11 protein-coding genes are annotated in these 16547 nt (G+C 51.5%); 8 read left to right on the plus strand and 3 right to left on the minus strand.

What is annotated here, in order from left to right; translation table 11 throughout:
• Positions 1–228 precede the first annotated feature (228 nt).
• Both NAL19_RS11465 and NAL19_RS11470 read right to left on the minus strand, forming a co-directional pair.
• A complete protein-coding gene (locus tag NAL19_RS11465; protein WP_263057393.1) occupies positions 229–1695 on the minus strand; it encodes an NAD-dependent succinate-semialdehyde dehydrogenase in 1467 nt (488 codons plus the stop codon).
• 10 nt (positions 1696–1705) lie between these two features.
• Positions 1706–2971, minus strand: coding sequence for a 4-aminobutyrate--2-oxoglutarate transaminase (locus tag NAL19_RS11470; protein ID WP_225084816.1), 1266 nt, complete (start codon positions 2969–2971; stop codon positions 1706–1708).
• A gap of 153 nt (positions 2972–3124) precedes the next feature.
• Here NAL19_RS11470 and NAL19_RS11475 point away from each other — a divergent pair, with 153 nt between their 5' ends.
• From NAL19_RS11475 to NAL19_RS11505, 7 genes are all read left to right on the plus strand, one after another.
• The gene (locus tag NAL19_RS11475) at positions 3125–4618 is read left to right on the plus strand and encodes a PLP-dependent aminotransferase family protein (protein ID WP_225084817.1); all 1494 of its coding nucleotides are present in this window, start codon (positions 3125–3127) and stop codon (positions 4616–4618) included.
• Between the two features lie 194 nt (positions 4619–4812).
• A complete protein-coding gene (locus NAL19_RS11480; RefSeq protein WP_225084818.1) occupies positions 4813–5907 on the plus strand; it encodes an ABC transporter ATP-binding protein in 1095 nt (364 codons plus the stop codon).
• Between the two features lie 653 nt (positions 5908–6560).
• Positions 6561–7232, plus strand: a complete 672-nt coding sequence (locus NAL19_RS11485) for a hypothetical protein (protein ID WP_225084819.1) — start codon at positions 6561–6563, stop codon at positions 7230–7232.
• A gap of 112 nt (positions 7233–7344) precedes the next feature.
• The gene (locus tag NAL19_RS11490; protein ID WP_263057394.1) at positions 7345–9306 is read left to right on the plus strand and encodes a DUF1800 family protein; all 1962 of its coding nucleotides are present in this window, start codon (positions 7345–7347) and stop codon (positions 9304–9306) included.
• A gap of 16 nt (positions 9307–9322) precedes the next feature.
• A complete protein-coding gene (locus NAL19_RS11495) occupies positions 9323–10522 on the plus strand; it encodes a DUF1501 domain-containing protein (RefSeq protein WP_263057395.1) in 1200 nt (399 codons plus the stop codon).
• 33 nt (positions 10523–10555) lie between these two features.
• Positions 10556–13627: a DegT/DnrJ/EryC1/StrS family aminotransferase gene (locus tag NAL19_RS11500; RefSeq protein WP_263057396.1), complete on the plus strand. Its 3072-nt coding sequence runs from the start codon at positions 10556–10558 to the stop codon at positions 13625–13627.
• Complete coding sequence (locus NAL19_RS11505; RefSeq protein WP_225084823.1) at positions 13624–14652, plus strand: NAD-dependent epimerase/dehydratase family protein; 1029 nt, start codon at positions 13624–13626, stop codon at positions 14650–14652. Before NAL19_RS11500 ends, NAL19_RS11505 begins: the two co-directional genes overlap by 4 nt.
• Positions 14653–15034: 382 nt before the next feature.
• On the opposite strand, the gene NAL19_RS11510 is transcribed toward NAL19_RS11505, so the two are convergent.
• On the minus strand, positions 15035–15562 hold the full coding sequence (locus tag NAL19_RS11510; RefSeq protein WP_263057397.1) for a MarR family winged helix-turn-helix transcriptional regulator: 528 nt from the start codon (positions 15560–15562) through the stop codon (positions 15035–15037).
• Positions 15563–15624: 62 nt separating this feature from the next.
• Here NAL19_RS11510 and NAL19_RS11515 point away from each other — a divergent pair, with 62 nt between their 5' ends.
• Positions 15625–16497, plus strand: a complete 873-nt coding sequence (locus NAL19_RS11515) for a DMT family transporter (protein WP_263057398.1) — start codon at positions 15625–15627, stop codon at positions 16495–16497.
• Positions 16498–16547 lie beyond the last annotated feature (50 nt).

Below are 16547 nucleotides of genomic sequence, written 5' to 3' on the forward strand. Positions count from 1 at the left end.
TGTTGTGGTGCAAATCAGGACTGCCTTGCACCATCCAAACGCATTGCGCGTCTGGTATATATTCGTAATACTTCAAGTTGCATGTGCGTTGGCTGCGTTCACTCACCCGAATCACTTACCTGAGTAAGCTCATCGGGACTCCTTCTCTTGCCGCCTTCCTGAAACTCGAATTATTTGGAATATACGCGTGCCGATATCGACTATCGACACGCGTTTCTTACTGACGATCTATCGTGAAAGATCGACGCAGAGATATTTCATTTCCAGATAGTCTTCAATACCGAACCGTGACCCTTCACGCCCCAGCCCAGACTGCTTCACCCCGCCAAACGGCGCGACTTCATTCGAAATCAACCCGGTATTAATGCCGACCATGCCGTAGTCCAGTGCTTCCGGCACCGTCCACTGACGCACGGCATCACGCGTGTAGACATAGGCCGCCAACCCAAATTCGGTATCGTTCGCCATCGCTATTGCCTCGGCCTCATCACTGAAGCGGAACAGCGGTGCCACAGGTCCGAACGTCTCTTCGCGGGCGAAACGCATTTCGCGCGTCACCCCGCCGACGATGGTTGGCGTGAAGAACGTGCCGCCCAGTTCATGACGTTTACCACCCAGCAGCAGCGTTGCTCCGTGCGATAACGCATCGGCAATGTGTTGTTCAACCTTACTGACCGCATCAGCATCAATCAGCGGCCCCTGCGTCACGCCCGGTTGCGTACCGTCGCCAACCTTCAATTTGCGTACTTCCTCAACCAGCCGTTCGACCAGCGTTGGATAAATACCGTCCTGCACGTAGATCCGGTTGGCACAAACGCAGGTTTGTCCACTGTTGCGGAACTTGGAGGCCAGAATGCCCTTTACCGCCTGCTCCACATCAGCATCATCGAATACGATAAACGGCGCGTTGCCGCCCAGTTCCAGCGACAGCTTTTTCACTGTTGGCGCGCTTTGCGCCATCAGGATACGACCCACTTCCGTCGAACCGGTAAAGCTCAGTTTACGTACCACCGGGCTATCGCACAGCACTTTACCGACCGACTGCGCATCACCAACGATGACCTGCAAGACGCCGCGCGGAATACCAGCCTGCTGCGCCAGTTCCGCCAGCGCCAGCGCGGTAAACGGCGTTTGCTCGGCAGGTTTAACGATCATGGAGCAACCTGCCGCCAGCGCGGGCCCAACCTTACGCGTAATCATCGCCGCCGGGAAATTCCACGGCGTAATCGCCGCACACACGCCAATGGGCTGCTTAATCACCAGTAGACGCTGCTGCCCCTGCGGGGATTGCAGCACGCTGCCTTCAATGCGCTTGGCTTCTTCCGCAAACCAATCAATGAAGCTGGTCGCATAGGCGATTTCGCCCCTGGCTTCCGCCAGCGGTTTTCCCTGCTCTGCCGTCAACAGCGTAGCCAGGTCATCCTGATTGTCCATAATCAGGCGCGCCCACGCCTGCAACAGCGCGGCACGTTCTTTTCCTGTCTTCTTACGCCATTCAATCAGCGCCCGTTCAGCCGCGGCAATCGCCTGCTCGGTTTGTGACACCGTCACGAGCGATACCGACCCCAGCACCTCGCCCGTCGCCGGATTGGTCACATCCAGACGTTCACCGCTTTGGCTGTCTTGCCACTCGCCGTCAATCAGGCAGTGTTGACGGAATAAGGTTTGTTGTTTCAGTAACGTTTTCAGTTGCATAGCTTCTCTTCTATCGTGTTAATACGCGCGTCAGAATGCTCATGGCCTTGCTGAACTGATCGTCAGGCACCGTTAACGGATACAGGAAGCGGATCACGTTGCCATGTACGCCACAGGTTAGCAGCAGTAGACCCGCTTCCAACGCGCGTTTCTGAAATTGACGTGTTAGCTCTGCCGATGGTTTACCCGTGTGCGGGTCGTTAAATTCTGCCGCCACCATTGACCCTTGCGCACGAATTGCCACCAGCGCCGGACACTGCACTTTGATATTTTCCAGCGTTTCCACCAGCGCGGCACCGAGACGCTGTGCCCGCTGGCACAATTTCTCGTCTTCAATCACATCCAATACCGCCAGCGCGGAGGCCACCGACAGCGGGTTCCCCGCATAAGTACCGCCCAGTCCACCCGGCGATGGCGCGTCCATGACATCAGCGCGACCGACAACGCCGGAAATCGGGAAGCCGCCGCCCAGGCTCTTCGCCATCGTAATCAGATCGGCTTTCTCTGTGTAATACTCCATCGCGAACAGCTTACCGGTACGGGCAAAGCCTGTCTGCACTTCATCGGCAATCAGCAGGATGCCGTGCTCATCACACAGCTTACGCAGCCCGCTAATGAAGGCCGGTGGCGCGACGTTGAAGCCACCTTCACCCTGCACAGGCTCCAGCAGAATGGCAGCCACCTGATCGGCGGCGATATCGGTATGCATCAAGCGTTCAACGCTTTCCAGCGCCTGTTCAACGGTGATGCCGTGTTGCTCACTTGGATAAAGCGCATGAAAAATGGAACCAGGGAACGGCCCGAACCCTGTGGAATACGGTGCCACTTTGCCCGTTAGCGTCATGGTCAGCAGCGTACGGCCATGAAATGCTGCGTTGAAGGCGATGACGCCGGGGCGTTTGGTGTACGCGCGGGCGATTTTCACCGCGTTTTCCACGGCTTCAGCGCCGGTGGTAAAGAACGTCGTTTTTGCTACGCCCTCAATCGGTGCCAGCGCGTTGATGCGTTCGGCCAGTGTAACGTAGCTGCCGTAAGGCACAATCTGGTAGGCCGTATGGGTAAAGCGATCTAACTGCTCGCGCACTGCCGCGACAATCTTCGGGTGGCGGTGGCCAGTGTTCAGTACCGCAATCCCGGCAGCGAAATCGATAAATTCCCGACCTTCCACATCCCACAGGGTGCTGTTTTCCGCACGCTCGGCATAGAAATCACACATGACACCCACGCCACGCGGTGTGGCGGCCAGACGGCGTTGATTCAGTTCGCTATTCTTCATGGTCTGCTCCGGTATCCCAAACACATCTGTTAGTCGTTGAACGAGGATGAGTCAAACGATAATGGTTAGTGTAGTTGCAAGATGATGATGTCATTTAGACGTGAGATGGTTCTATAATCCAGTGCCAGTTTTGAATATTTGAAGGATCCACTTTTGCGCTCACTTCTGACCGATTTATTGCTTCAGCGTTTAGCCGACCAGCACGATGGTGCGCTAAACAAGCGTTTATATGACTGCATTCGGCTCGCGATTCTCGATGGGGCGATTGCCGCTGGCGAGCGCCTACCGTCGTCGCGCGATCTGGCACAGCAGTTGTCGCTGTCGCGCAATACCGTGCTGACGGCTTATGAACAGCTACTGGCTGAAGGCTATATTGACGCGCGCAAAGGCAGCGGAACCTTCGTCACGGAACAGTTGCCCGATGGCAATATGCAGCCCGTGGACAGTGCCAAGGCGGGCGACGTGCGTGAGCCTAAACATGAGCTTTCGCGTCGCGGTATGCATCTGCTGGGTTATGCCGGTGCCTCCGCCCGACAATGGGGGGCGTTTATGCCGGGTATTCCGGATATCGCCAGCTTTCCTCACGACCTATGGCGACGCATTCAAACGCGCCTGACGCGCCGCGTGCGTCCCGAACAACTGTCCTATTCACCGATTGGCGGTTGCCCCGAGCTGCAACTCGCCCTGGTGGATTACCTGCGCGTCGCCCGCTCCGTTGAGTGCACGCCGGAACAGATTCTGATTACTGAAGGTACCCATCAGGCGATGGATCTGCTGGCTAAAATGCTGTGCAACCCCGGTGATTTGGCGTGGATTGAAGATCCCTGCTATTGGGGAATTCGCAATGTCCTGACGATTAACGGCCTGCGTGTCGCCCCTGTCGATGTCGATGAACAAGGGCTTGCACCGCCGGAAACGCTTGCGCCCGATGCCATCCCGCGCCTGATTTGCGTGACACCGTCACATCAATATCCACTGGGCGCGGTGATGAGTCTGACACGACGTCAACGGCTGCTGGCACTGGCGCAGGAGCACGGTTGCTGGGTTGTGGAAGATGACTACGACAGCGAGTTCCGCTTCTCCGGCAGTCCGATCCCCGCGCTGCAAGGGCTACAAACGCAGTCGCCGGTGATCTATATCGGTACATTCAGCAAAACGCTCTACCCCGGCCTGCGCGTCAGCTACATGGTACTGCCGCCGCTGCTGGCAACGTCGCTGAAGACAGCCCATTCTGAGCTTTACCGCGGCGGGCACTGGCTCACGCAGGCGACGCTCGCACAGTTTATCCGCGAAGGCCACTACGCTGCACATATCCGCCGTATGCGCCTGCTGTATGCCAGACGCCGCGCCCTCTTGACGTCGTTGATTGAGCAGCATCTGGGGGCGGATTACGTTGGGGATAACAGCAACGCTGGGCTACATATGCTGCTCAGCCTGCCTTCCCACATCGACGATGTTGTGCTGAGCGCCGCGATCTTGCGCCGTGGCGTGATGGTTAAACCGCTTTCCAGTTACTATCTGCAACCCACCCAGCAGCGTGGTTTACTGCTGGGTTACGCCAGCGTGGAAGAAGAGCAAATGACACAAGCGTTCGCGGTGATTGTGGCCTGTATTCAAGCACTGAATACGTCTCATCCGACGGCATGACCGCATCTCATTTTCATACCCACTCATTCGCACCGTCACGGTGCCATCCGATACCAGCACGCCCCATGACGGGGCACCCATTGTGATGAATTAACGCATTTTAGCTTGTCACAGCACGGTATTTTCTGCTTGCGAAGCATCCGGCATGGTTTATGCATTCTTATGAATAACAGTGACTGCCGGAGAGTGAAAAAATGAGAAATTATGTCAGCTTCAGGAATGTTCAGAAGACCTATGACGGCGACCGCCTGATCGTCAAAAACCTGAATCTGGATATTCGTGAAGGTGAATTTCTGACCCTGCTTGGGCCATCCGGCTCGGGAAAAACTACCAGTTTGATGATGCTCGCCGGGTTTGAAACCCCGACGCAGGGGGAAATCCTGTTGCGCGATGCACCGTTGCACCATCTCCCGCCACATCAGCGTGACATCGGCATGGTGTTTCAGAACTACGCCCTGTTTCCGCACATGACCGTGGCAGAGAATCTGGCGTTTCCGTTGTCCATCCGTCGCCTGAACCGTGCCGATATCAAAGAGAAAGTGGATCGGGTACTGGATCGTGTGAAGCTCACCAGTCTGGCCGACCGCTACCCTGCACAAATGTCTGGCGGCCAACAGCAGCGTGTCGCGTTGGCTCGGGCGCTGGTCTTTGAACCCAAATTGGTACTGATGGACGAACCGCTGGGTGCGCTGGATAAACAGCTGCGCGAGCATATGCAGTTGGAAATCAAAGAGCTGCATCAGTCACTGGAGCTAACCGTGGTGTACGTGACTCACGACCAGAGCGAAGCCATGACCATGTCGAACCGCGTCGCCGTGTTCAACGACGGTGTGATTCAGCAGATGGACAGCCCCAGCGATATCTACGAAAAACCGGAAAATGCCTTTGTGGCGCAGTTTATCGGCGAAAACAATACGCTGCTCGCCACACGTGCCGATGCCGAAGGCGCGTTCTACCGGGCAACCCTGGACGACGGCACCTCGCTGCGTGCTCTGAAAGTCCGCCCCAGCTCGCCGGGCCGCAAAATTACGCTTTGCATCCGCCCGGAACGTATTCACGTCAATGCACCTCATACCGATAATGGCATGCAGCATGTCACTGCACGCATTCAGCAGTTCATCTATCTGGGCGATCACGTCAGGATGATGACAGAAGTGGCTGGCCAGCCACAGTTTATGGTGAAACTTCCCGCCAGCGAAATCCAGCCACACTGGAAAGCCGGCACCGAAGTCGATTTGTCGTGGCAGCCAGAGCATCTGCGCGCGCTGGATAGCATCATTACGCATTAACTGACAAAAGCAAAAAAGATGTGCATCACATGCAGTGCGCAAAAATGTGCGCACTGTTTTTACTTTACACCGCCCCTCTCCCTCTCTGCCCATACATATTAGCCATAATCATCTTCCCCATACCCTTTAACATATATACTCGTAATACTTCAAGCTGCATGTACGTTGGCGGCGTTACTCGGCACACTGGCGTGTGCCTCAGCCCGTTGGGGCCGCTGCAAGCAGCGTTCAAACCTGCCTATGGCAAGTTTGTCACTCGCCCGAATCACTTACCTGAGTAAGCTCATCGGGATTCCTTCTCTTGCCGCCTTCCTGAAACTCGAATTATTTGGAGTATAATTAAAGAATAACCGATATGTTCTGAGGTTATTTAAAAGCAATAACACATCGATTAAAAAAGCATTTTGTGAACAAAAAACTCGGCATATCATTAATAATGCTTTCGGCAAAGCTGACATTATTAAATAACCGGGGAGAAATAACAAAAACAAAAAAAACATAAAAGCCACCACAAAATGTTCGAACACTGTAATAAACACAGTCACAAATGAAATGATAAAAGGATTGTCATTATGCTTTCAAAATATTACCCTTTCCTCATTATAAAAACATTTTATCGCCCTATAGAGGTCGCTATTCGTTGGAGTAATTTAATGTCATCAGAATTGGAAATACTTAGTAAATTCGATGAGAACCCACTCATTTTCTTACATTCATCTACTCAAACATGGCCAAACCTGTCATTAAACCACGAAAGAGTACTTGATGGACTCATCAATGGGGAACTGCGGCATAGCAAACGCGGCGTTATCAGTTCAACCCCTATGGACTTAAACGACCCCGATTTATCCATTCGTCATGTCGATCTAAAAAACTGGATGATGTCATATTATCCAAATGAGAAGCCTGATTTTTTATTCTCTCCAGAGGAGCGGTTCTCAACTACAACAATAAATATAAATTCGGTGCAAATACTTTTGGCCGAATTAGAGGTGATGCGTATAAAGAACAACCATCTTGAAATGCAGTATAATAAGATAAAAGACGATTACCTTTCACTACAAGCTAATTGCGCATCAGCGATGCTGAATTCAACACAGTCTGCACTAGGAGAACGGAGCGAGAGTACATATTTAACCGTTATCGGGGCGTTAATTAGCCTATATAATCAACATTCACCTTCAGGCCAAGCATATACACTTTTCACCTCTCAGGATGCGGTGATTTCGGCATTAATTGCTCACTATGGCGATAAAAGGGGGATTTCCAAAAGCACGCTTGAAAACAAGTTCGCTCAGGCAAAACGTCTGCTCAATAACTCATAATTTTTAACCTTATCAGGGTTTCCATCACCCCAGCTAAGGTGAAAACCAACGACTCCTTTTACATAGTAGATATCCACATCATTCTATTACGTCTGAGGGATAATCTACTATCATGCATAAACAAGCTCGTTTTGCATTCGTGTATCTCACGCTATTTCATACACAGCAGCTCTCATCAACCCGTAGAAAACCACGACCATCATTTTTTGCAAGTAGTCTATGCAACATGCTCATTCTGCTGTGGTCTCTCACATTCGGTACCTCAGCAATCGCCTTAACAATTGCAGAAACACGCCATCTGGTCGACCGCACTGGATTTGGCACAACCCCACAGGATATTGAACGCTTCAAAGATATGACGCGGGAACAAGCCGTGGATTATCTGCTAAGCACACTCGATGCGCCTTTTTATACTCTTCCCCCTGTTTTCGTACAGAAACCTTATCCAGATTACTGGCAGAAAGGCTGGCGAGAGCAAAATATGATTTTTTTACGTATCAATGAAATTAACCAGCTACAAGCGTGGTGGGTGCAGGAAATGATTCTTACACCCACCCCATTTGCCGATCGCCTTACGCTGTTCTGGCACAACCATTTTGTTTCACGGTTTGACAATACCCTTATCAGTGCCCCTTTTTTCGATCAGCTCACTCTATTTCGTCAGGTAGGTAGCCAGAGTTTTCGCCTTCTGACGCGAAAAATACTGCAAGACCCTATGATGCTCAGTGGGTTGGATAACACCTCTAATACACGCCAGAATCCTAATGAGAATCTAGCCAGAGAATTGATGGAACTTTTCACGCTGGGAGATGGTAATTACAGTGAGAATGACGTCAAACAGGTTTCTCGTATTCTGGCGGGGCATACTGTGAACGCCACACAACAATGGCGTTATCAATTCAATGCAAGTGCAGCGGTACCCGGCGAGAAAATCGTATTAGGTAAAAGCATTCAGGGAACTCCCGACGAGGAGCTCGATCAGCTTGTCGATGTTTTATTGTCGCAGCCCCAAACCGCCACTCGTTTAGCGAAGAAATTCTACCGCGCCTTTATTTCCCTAGACGATGACCCTGAAACAGTATCCGCATTAGCACAAATTTTACGTAACAATGACTATGCGATGAAACCGTTCATACGTGAATTATTGCTTAGTCCAGCTTTTTGGCACGAGCGCAATCGTGGAGCATTGGTCAAATCCCCGCTGGACCTTATCGTCGGTTTTTCTCGCACGCTGTCGCTGGTGTTGCCCGATCAACACATCCTACTGGATTATCTTCAGACTCTGGGGCAAAGCCCATTTATGGCTCCCTCAGTGGCGGGATGGGAAGAGGGAATAGGATGGCTTGATGGGAAGACACTGGTTGATCGTACCAGAGTACTAGCACGACTGTGGTCTGCTGTAGAAAGCCCGCAGCCAGAGAACGATGGGATAATCGTGCGTTTTTCATCCGAAAGCCGCGGACTACCTGCGCACTTTATCGTTACTGCCAATGGGGAAAAGCTTGCCAGAATTACTGCAAAGATCGGGGTAGATACCCGGCAAGAGCAAGCCTCCAACGAGCCGGGAAATCTGAAACCAATGTGGGAAACAGTGACTATTCCCTTTCCCAACGGGTCCGAAACCTTGAAAAATGTCACCATTACGATGGATGCGGATGAACCCGACACTAACTTATTTATCAATTGGATTTCCTTCAAGGGTTATCGTTTTTCTCCACATCAAGCCAGTTGGATCATCCCGAAAGGTTCCTCCTGCCTTGCAGACTCACCATTAGGATCTTTTTACTGCAACCTGAGTTTATCTTTTGACCTTACCACACCGATCGGGAGCGAAGCGGCCAGCCTGATAGATCGGAACACCCCACTCAACGCCAATATCGAATACGGTACGGGTCGCCTAAAACCGCAATTTAGCCAATTGGGAAGCAGGCTCCCTACTCACGTGACGCCTTACGCTCGCATACCTGCTCATTCACTGCTGGCTCTCTCACCTTTTAGCCCCCCCGTCAATTGGGACAACAGTGCAGTGACCTTAAAGGCACTAACACTTGACCCTGTATTTAATCTGAAATAAATAAGGATATTTGTTCATGTCAGCACCCCTTATACCATCACGGCGTTTACTTCTCAGTGGGCTTGCCGCAGGAATATTGGCAACAATGCTTCCCCTGCGTGTGTTCACCAAAAGCACAATCCCTGTAAATAAGAATTTGATCGTCATTGAATTATTTGGGGGAAATGATGCGTTAAACACGTTGGTTCCCTATCGGGATCCGCTCTATCAACATTATCGCCCTATGCTAGCGTTAAAAGCGCACGAATATGCCACCTTAAACGACGATTTGGCCTTTAACATCGCCTGGAAAAGACTCGCTCATCTATTTCAAAAGGGAGAATTAGCCGTAATACAAGACGTTGGTTACCCTTCTCCCAACTTGTCTCATTTCAGTTCCGCCGCAATATGGGCCAATGGTGCTGACACCCCAACGCTGAAGTCAGGGTGGGCTGGCCGCGTTCTGAGCACCTCTTCACGTGAGGAACGATATCATGATACTGATGGCATTATTCTCTCTGGCGATCGGTCTTTACTTATCCATCCGACGATCCAGGCGCTGGCGCTTCAGGATAGTCGTGCCCTACTTAGTGCCGATTTCACCCTAGCCTCCGCCCAAACGAATGATACAAACACACTAGCCGCACAACACATCCTTCGGTTAATGGAGAGTACCAGCATAATAAGTCGACGAATTCAAAATAAGCTGCGTAATCAGAACCATTTCACTCGCCGATTTACCCACGACGGCTACATTGAACCGCAAAATGCCCAAGCGGCGACGATACTCTGGCTTATAGAGAATAATGTCCGTTCACCGCTATACAAAATAAGCTTGTCTGGCTTCGATCTGCATAGCCATTTGCGCGGTGAACATGAACGCCAACTCAGCAAAGTAGAAACGTTAATGTTGGGGCTACGGCAAGGGCTCATCGATATTGGTGCCTGGCAGGATAGTCTGATTATGGTGCACTCAGAGTTCGGACGTCGACCAAAAGAAAATGCATCGGGCGGAACCGATCACGGTACCTGCGGGCCAATGTTGTTATTGGGGGGGCAAGTCGAAGGCGGTATCTGGGGAGAACGCAGCCCACTCGATAAGTTAGATAGCGATGGCAATCCTTATTTCTCAACCGATTTCCGCTCGATATACGCGGCCGTCGCCGAACGCTTTTGGAAACTACCAATGACTCAGACAGGGAGAATGCCGATCTCTCCTCTGAATATTCGGCTTTAGCCGAGCGCCTTATTTCTACGGGACACCCTTTATATGAAAAAAACCATGTCACTTAACCATTCCACAACGATCACCGATAAGGATAGCTGGCAAATGCTGGCAAAAATCCGGCAATCCTGTCGTGATAATATCCATATAAGTGGAGACCTCCCCACCAGACAAGCCGATATTCTCGTTTGCCTAACGCTGTATAACGAACCAGCCCACATGCTTGCCGATACACTGGCAGGGCTGGTTCGTAATCAGCAAGAGTTAACTGTAACGTTTGCCAATCGTCCGCCCAACATCATCATTTGCATCCTGCTTGATGGCACCGACAGCGCTCACCCATCAACGGTTTCGCTTTTAGCATCGCTGGGATTACGGCCCATGCCAGCGCCCAAACCGAACCATCAGAGCAATTCGTTGACGCTTCAGATCAGCCAGCAGTCCGCTTCTCATATTCTAGGCTGCTGTGATCAATCTGGCATAGCTGAAAGTCCGGAGCAGAACATAACACTACTTCTTGCCAACAAGCATCATAATGCAGGAAAGTTGGACAGCCACGCCTGGTTTTTTTGGGGCGTAGGAAGTGTCGTTAAGGCCGAATTTGCCATGCAAATCGATGCAGGCTCGGTGACAGAATCAGCATGTTTGATAGCGTTGCTACAAAATATGTGGCGAGATCCTTATTGTGGAGCCGTCACAACGCGCGTTATGCTCCCAGTTCCCACGGATGCAAACCTGGCACAAAATTGGCAATACGCCGATTTTATGTGGGAAAAAGTCAGTGATTGGGCCATCGGCAGTGCCCTGCATTATCTGGAAGTGGTTCCAGGGCAATGCAGTATGGTTCGATGGAGCCAATTTTGTGAAAACCATGGACATCCGCACGCGCCGATTGAGGCCTACCTACGTGGGCTAATTCCCCAAGGTTTACTGGAACGCAACCTGTTTCTAGCGGAAGATCGGGTGATGGGTTTTGAACTGGCTACACACTATAAAGGGAGCGGGGTACGTTATGAGCAAGATGCCGTCGTATGCTCGGATCCAGCTCCTACCTTTATAGAGCTTCTGCGTCAACGACGGCGCTGGGTTAACAGCACCATTGCCGCCCGCTTACACTCGTTATCCCGATTGCCCGAGGTGATAACACAGCCCTCTCTTTCACCAATGCGGCGCTGCAATATTACGTTTTCTTTACTTTGGGGAATGTTGCAGTTTATTTCTCAATTTATGATGCCCTCATTTAGTGCCATTTTGCTCGCGGCAGGTGTACACGCATTTGTCAGCCGTATCCTGCCAGACGTCAATCCGTCACTTAACACCACCGTAGCAATAGGTGTGGCACTGCTTTTTCTTGTCATCTGGCTCGGAACCCTCTATATGAGCCGTAGTGCCAAGTTGAATAACGAGCCTGGAACGGGCTTCCACATCGCTGCGATGTCGTTGCTTGGGGGATTACTGGGGTGTGCATTCGTCTTGGCACTTTTGGAAACATCCATACAGAGCGTTAGTCTCATGGGCATAGCTCTGTCACTACTTTGCCTTGCAATTGGACTACATTCATGGAGTTATCTGCGACAGTTCCTACGCTGGATGCCTCTTTACCTCGTTCTATTACCGATTTTCAGCCTCTATCTGACAACCTACTCCATCGCCAACATTAATGATGTCAGTTGGGGAACCAAAGGGTTGACTACTCACCAGGCTGGGGATAATAAACAAAAATCGTGGGCAGCCACACGCGACAAACTGCTATTTATCTGGGGAGGCGCTTCACTGACCGTCGTATTGCTGTTCTTGCTGGCACTCCCTAACACACAATGGATGTTCATTATCCAATGTGCCGCCATGTTTTTTTGCACTCGAATAATACTGTCATCGATCGCTAGCATCGGTGCCAGCATCACCATACGATTGCGCACGCTGCGTAAACACGCACCCGTTCCCTGTGTCGATCGCGCTCAATCTCCAGTCTCCCCCTTGCTCCCTATCGTCAGGCCGGTTTTCCCACCTTTCGAGTCATTCGCGTCGCTCATAGAAGAGAGTCTTGCCCTAGGTAATGTTACTAACAATGGCCCCTATGTTCGCGAATTGGAAAATCGGCTAACTGAATATCAATCGGTTCCTACACGCGTATTCTGTAACGGAGAGCAGGCATTAATTACCCTGTTACTGGCAGCCGATATTCACGGCAAAGACGTTATTGTTCCCTCATTTACCTTTGCTGGCACGCCTCATGCTGTCGTGATGGCTGGGGGAAATCCAGTTTTCGCTGATATCAAAAGCAAGGATTGCCCACTACTGGATCCCAACGATGTCATACGTTGCATCACGGCGAATACTACTGCAATTGTCGCGGTGGACGTTTATGGCTATGCCAGCGACTATACCGTATTACAACAAATTGCACGAACCCACGGACTACGTCTGTTTATCGACAGTGCTCCTGCATTTGGTACCACGGTTGATGGACAACGAACAGGGGGGTTCGGCGATGCACAAATTTTCAGTTTTCACGCCACGAAGTCATATAACACCATTGAAGGTGGCTGCCTATGCAGTCATGACGCGGAACTCATCAAACGTGCCGAAGCGATTCGCAATTTCGGGCAGGATGCATCTGGTATCTGTGTACTTCCTGGATTGAATGGCAAGATGAGTGAGATCAACGCGATTATCGGGCTGGCACAACTTCCTTATCTGGAATCCCAATTAACATGCCGTCGGCAAGCAGCGTCGCGTCTGATTACGGGAATGGCTGCCATTCCCGGACTGACCCCCTGCTTACCCCCCGAGGGACAATGCCCTGTATGGCAATATCTACCCATTTATGTAGATGCGAAGCGCTATGGTATGAGTCGTAATGACCTGCAACACGCGCTGCATGCCCAAGGGATCATGGTGCGCAGCTATTACGCACCGGCCTGTCATCTCATGCCCGCCTATGCTGGGAAACGGCAGGTCTCGCTCCCACAAACAGAACACCTGTCTGCATGTGTTTTGGCATTGCCAATTTACAACGACATGACGGAGAAAGAATGCGAACTCATCATTACCTCGCTTAGCGCATTAGCCCTTTCTTCCATCACTCACCACGTCGCTGAAGGAGTACACGCATGAAAAACACCATTCTGGTTGCTGGCGCAGGTGGCTACATAGGCATACCACTATGTCATTTATTAATTAATCAGGGATACCGCGTGGTAGCCTTCGATCGCTTTTACTTCGGCATGCCCATATCAGAAATGCCACAATCTCCAGAATTCCATACGCTACGTGGCGATATACGCTACATCACCTCCGATATATTGCATAATGTTGAAACCGTCATCGATCTCGCGGGATTAAGCAACGATCCTGCCGCACAGATATCATCCACGCTCACCCATGCCATCAACTACGAGGGCGCTTGTCATCTCGCAAATACGGCAAAAAAGGCGGGCGTTCAGCGCTACATTTATATGAGTTCCGCTTCAGTTTATGGTCGTTCTGGTACAACATCAGCAGATGAGGAAATGGAGTGCAAACCGCAGAGCCTCTACGCAGAACTGAAACTCAATGTGGAACGTAAACTTCTCCAGTTGCGCGATACCACTTTTCATCCTGTCATTCTGCGCAATGCCACAGTGTTCGGTCTTGCACCTCGCATGCGTTATGATCTCTCCGTCAATATCATGACGCGTATGGCAGTGCGTGAGAAATGCATTACCGTTGATGGCGATGGCCTCCAGCATCGTCCGTTTATTCACGTTCAGGATGTCGCCCGTGCCTTACTACTCGCCTTACAGGTTGATCTCCCACTTTCAGTGTCCCCCGTTTTTAATATTGGTGGCGAAACGTTAAATCACACCATCAACAACATTGCAGCCGTCATCTCCGAGGAGGTTCATGGGGTGAAAATCGTTCATCGCCCTCTATCTCTGGATACTCGTGATTATCGCCTCTGTTTTTCCCATGCGAGAAATACGTTAGGTTTTTTACCGACACGCAGCATTCGTGATGGAGTAAGAGAAATTGTTCATGTGCTAACGACCGATCAGCAGGCGGGAACACAGCCGACCTGCTTTACCGCACAGTGGTACACGGATTTAATTGAGTGGGAGAAACGTCTACAGCCTTTGCAGCTAGATGGGCATCTTTTTTAGGTGTACACAGACAACATTGATGGAGTAAGGGGTTGTAAAACAGCCCCATCGCACAGTCACACCAACGAGGAGGTAACCATGCATCGGAGGGATATCCCAGAAATCCAGGCTAATCATGAGCATCATATTTTGCCAGGTGGCATTTCAACGCAACTGCATGATTGGTTTTCTTGATATTGAAGTAACAGAACCCGTTTCCCTTGTTCAGGGGCAACGGGTATAGCACTAGTCTCGTATTTTGCGGTACACCCACAGCACGACATGAGGCGCGCAGCGTAATGGCGCCGTCAAACTGCCACCGGTGCAGTCGGCTGTAACGGTTATCAATAAAATCTTGCCCATCGCGCTGTCAGCAGATTGACGCATGGTATTCAGAAATCATTCAGTTCATTTTGTTATAGTTTTCCAGCTCTCGCAGTAGCGCTGCAAGGTTAGCATCAAGAGAAGCCAACACATCGGCAGGCAGCACCGAGAGCACCTGACGCTCGTTCTCAATGTGTGCCTCAACGGCGCGATTAATTAACTCAAGCCCTGTGCCGGTGAGTTGCACAAGCGTACTGCGCGCATCCTGTGCGTTTTGCACACGTTCGATAAATCCTCGGGTTTCAAGGCGTTTGAGCCGATGAGTCATGGTGCCTGACGTCACCATCAGCGTGGAGAACAGCTCGGTTGGGCTGAGGCAATGCGGCGCGCCCGCACGCCGTAGCGTCGCCAACATATCAAACTCCCAACTGCTCAGGTCAAATCTGGAGAAACAGGATTCCAGACGCTGATCCATGAGGACTGCACAGCGTCGGAGGCGTCCAATCGGCCCCATGGGGCTGGCATCCAGATCGGGACGCTCACGCCGCCACTTATCAAGAATGGCATCTACTGCGTCGTATTCTCGCTCGCGAGTCGAATTTTTCATTTATCTTGACTTCAAGGTAATTGCTCAACACTATCATAGTATCTTGAATTGAAGGTAAAGTCATGAACACGATATCCTCACCACACTATTGGCGTGACGTCTTACTCACGGCGCTGGCTCCCGCGATTTGGGGGTCGACCTACATTGTGACATCCGAACTCCTACCACCGGATCGCCCTTTTACCGCGGCGCTTATCCGCGTGCTGCCTGCGGGTCTGCTGTTACTGTTATTCACCCGCCGCTTTCCCGCCCGACGAGACTGGTGGCGTGTGATTGTGCTCAGCGCCCTGAATATCGGTGTGTTTCAAGCTCTGCTGTTCGTCGCCGCTTATCGCTTGCCTGGTGGGCTGGCGGCAGTCCTCGGCGCGATCCAACCGCTGCTGGTGATGGTGCTGGTCTGGGCGGTGGATCGTCGCGCCCCCAGACTGGCGACGCTGTGGTCGGCGATAATCGGTGTGGTCGGCATGGCTATTTTACTGCTGTCACCGCAGACGACATTTGAACCCGTGGGCGTCGCCGCCGCACTGCTGGGAGCGGTCTGTATGGCGACGGGAGTCTGGCTGACGCGCCGCTGGCAGCTCGATCTGCCCGTGCTGCCGATGACGGGCTGGCAACTTTTTATCGGTGGGTTAATGCTGGCTCCCGTGGCGTGGGTAGTCGATGCGCCTCTGCCTGCGTTAACGCTGTCGCAATACGCTGCTTATACCTATCTCTGCCTGGCTGGTGCCGTGATCTCTTATGGGCTGTGGTTTCGTGGCATAACCCGTCTGCCAACAATTGCCGTTGCGTCATTGGGATTACTGAGTCCGTTAACTGCCGTCGTGCTGGGTTGGGTGTTACTTTCACAATCGATGACCGGTACGGCGTTTCTGGGTTTGGCGATCGTATTAGCCAGCGTCTTCGCCGTGCAATGGACGACGGCGCGAGGCAAATAATCGCTGAACTGCCGATGACGATCGTTGTTGGCGGGGAAAGATGAAAAGGA

The sequence above is a fragment of the Pectobacterium sp. F1-1 genome (genome assembly GCF_025643735.1).
Taxonomy (GTDB): Bacteria; Pseudomonadota; Gammaproteobacteria; order Enterobacterales; family Enterobacteriaceae; genus Pectobacterium; species Pectobacterium colocasium.

Excerpts from the sequence above, each read along its gene's own strand:
- NAL19_RS11510 (WP_263057397.1), bottom strand. The coding sequence starts at position 15,562 with ATGAAAAATTCGACTCGCGAGCGAGAATACGACGCAGTAGATGCCATT.
- NAL19_RS11470 (WP_225084816.1), bottom strand. The coding sequence starts at position 2,971 with ATGAAGAATAGCGAACTGAATCAACGCCGTCTGGCCGCCACACCGCGT.
- NAL19_RS11485 (WP_225084819.1), top strand. The coding sequence starts at position 6,561 with ATGTCATCAGAATTGGAAATACTTAGTAAATTCGATGAGAACCCACTC.
- NAL19_RS11480 (WP_225084818.1), top strand. The coding sequence starts at position 4,813 with ATGAGAAATTATGTCAGCTTCAGGAATGTTCAGAAGACCTATGACGGC.
- NAL19_RS11465 (WP_263057393.1), bottom strand. The coding sequence starts at position 1,695 with ATGCAACTGAAAACGTTACTGAAACAACAAACCTTATTCCGTCAACAC.
- NAL19_RS11505 (WP_225084823.1), top strand. The coding sequence starts at position 13,624 with ATGAAAAACACCATTCTGGTTGCTGGCGCAGGTGGCTACATAGGCATA.
- NAL19_RS11490 (WP_263057394.1), top strand. The coding sequence starts at position 7,345 with ATGCATAAACAAGCTCGTTTTGCATTCGTGTATCTCACGCTATTTCAT.
- NAL19_RS11515 (WP_263057398.1), top strand. The coding sequence starts at position 15,625 with ATGAACACGATATCCTCACCACACTATTGGCGTGACGTCTTACTCACG.
- NAL19_RS11495 (WP_263057395.1), top strand. The coding sequence starts at position 9,323 with ATGTCAGCACCCCTTATACCATCACGGCGTTTACTTCTCAGTGGGCTT.
- NAL19_RS11500 (WP_263057396.1), top strand. The coding sequence starts at position 10,556 with ATGAAAAAAACCATGTCACTTAACCATTCCACAACGATCACCGATAAG.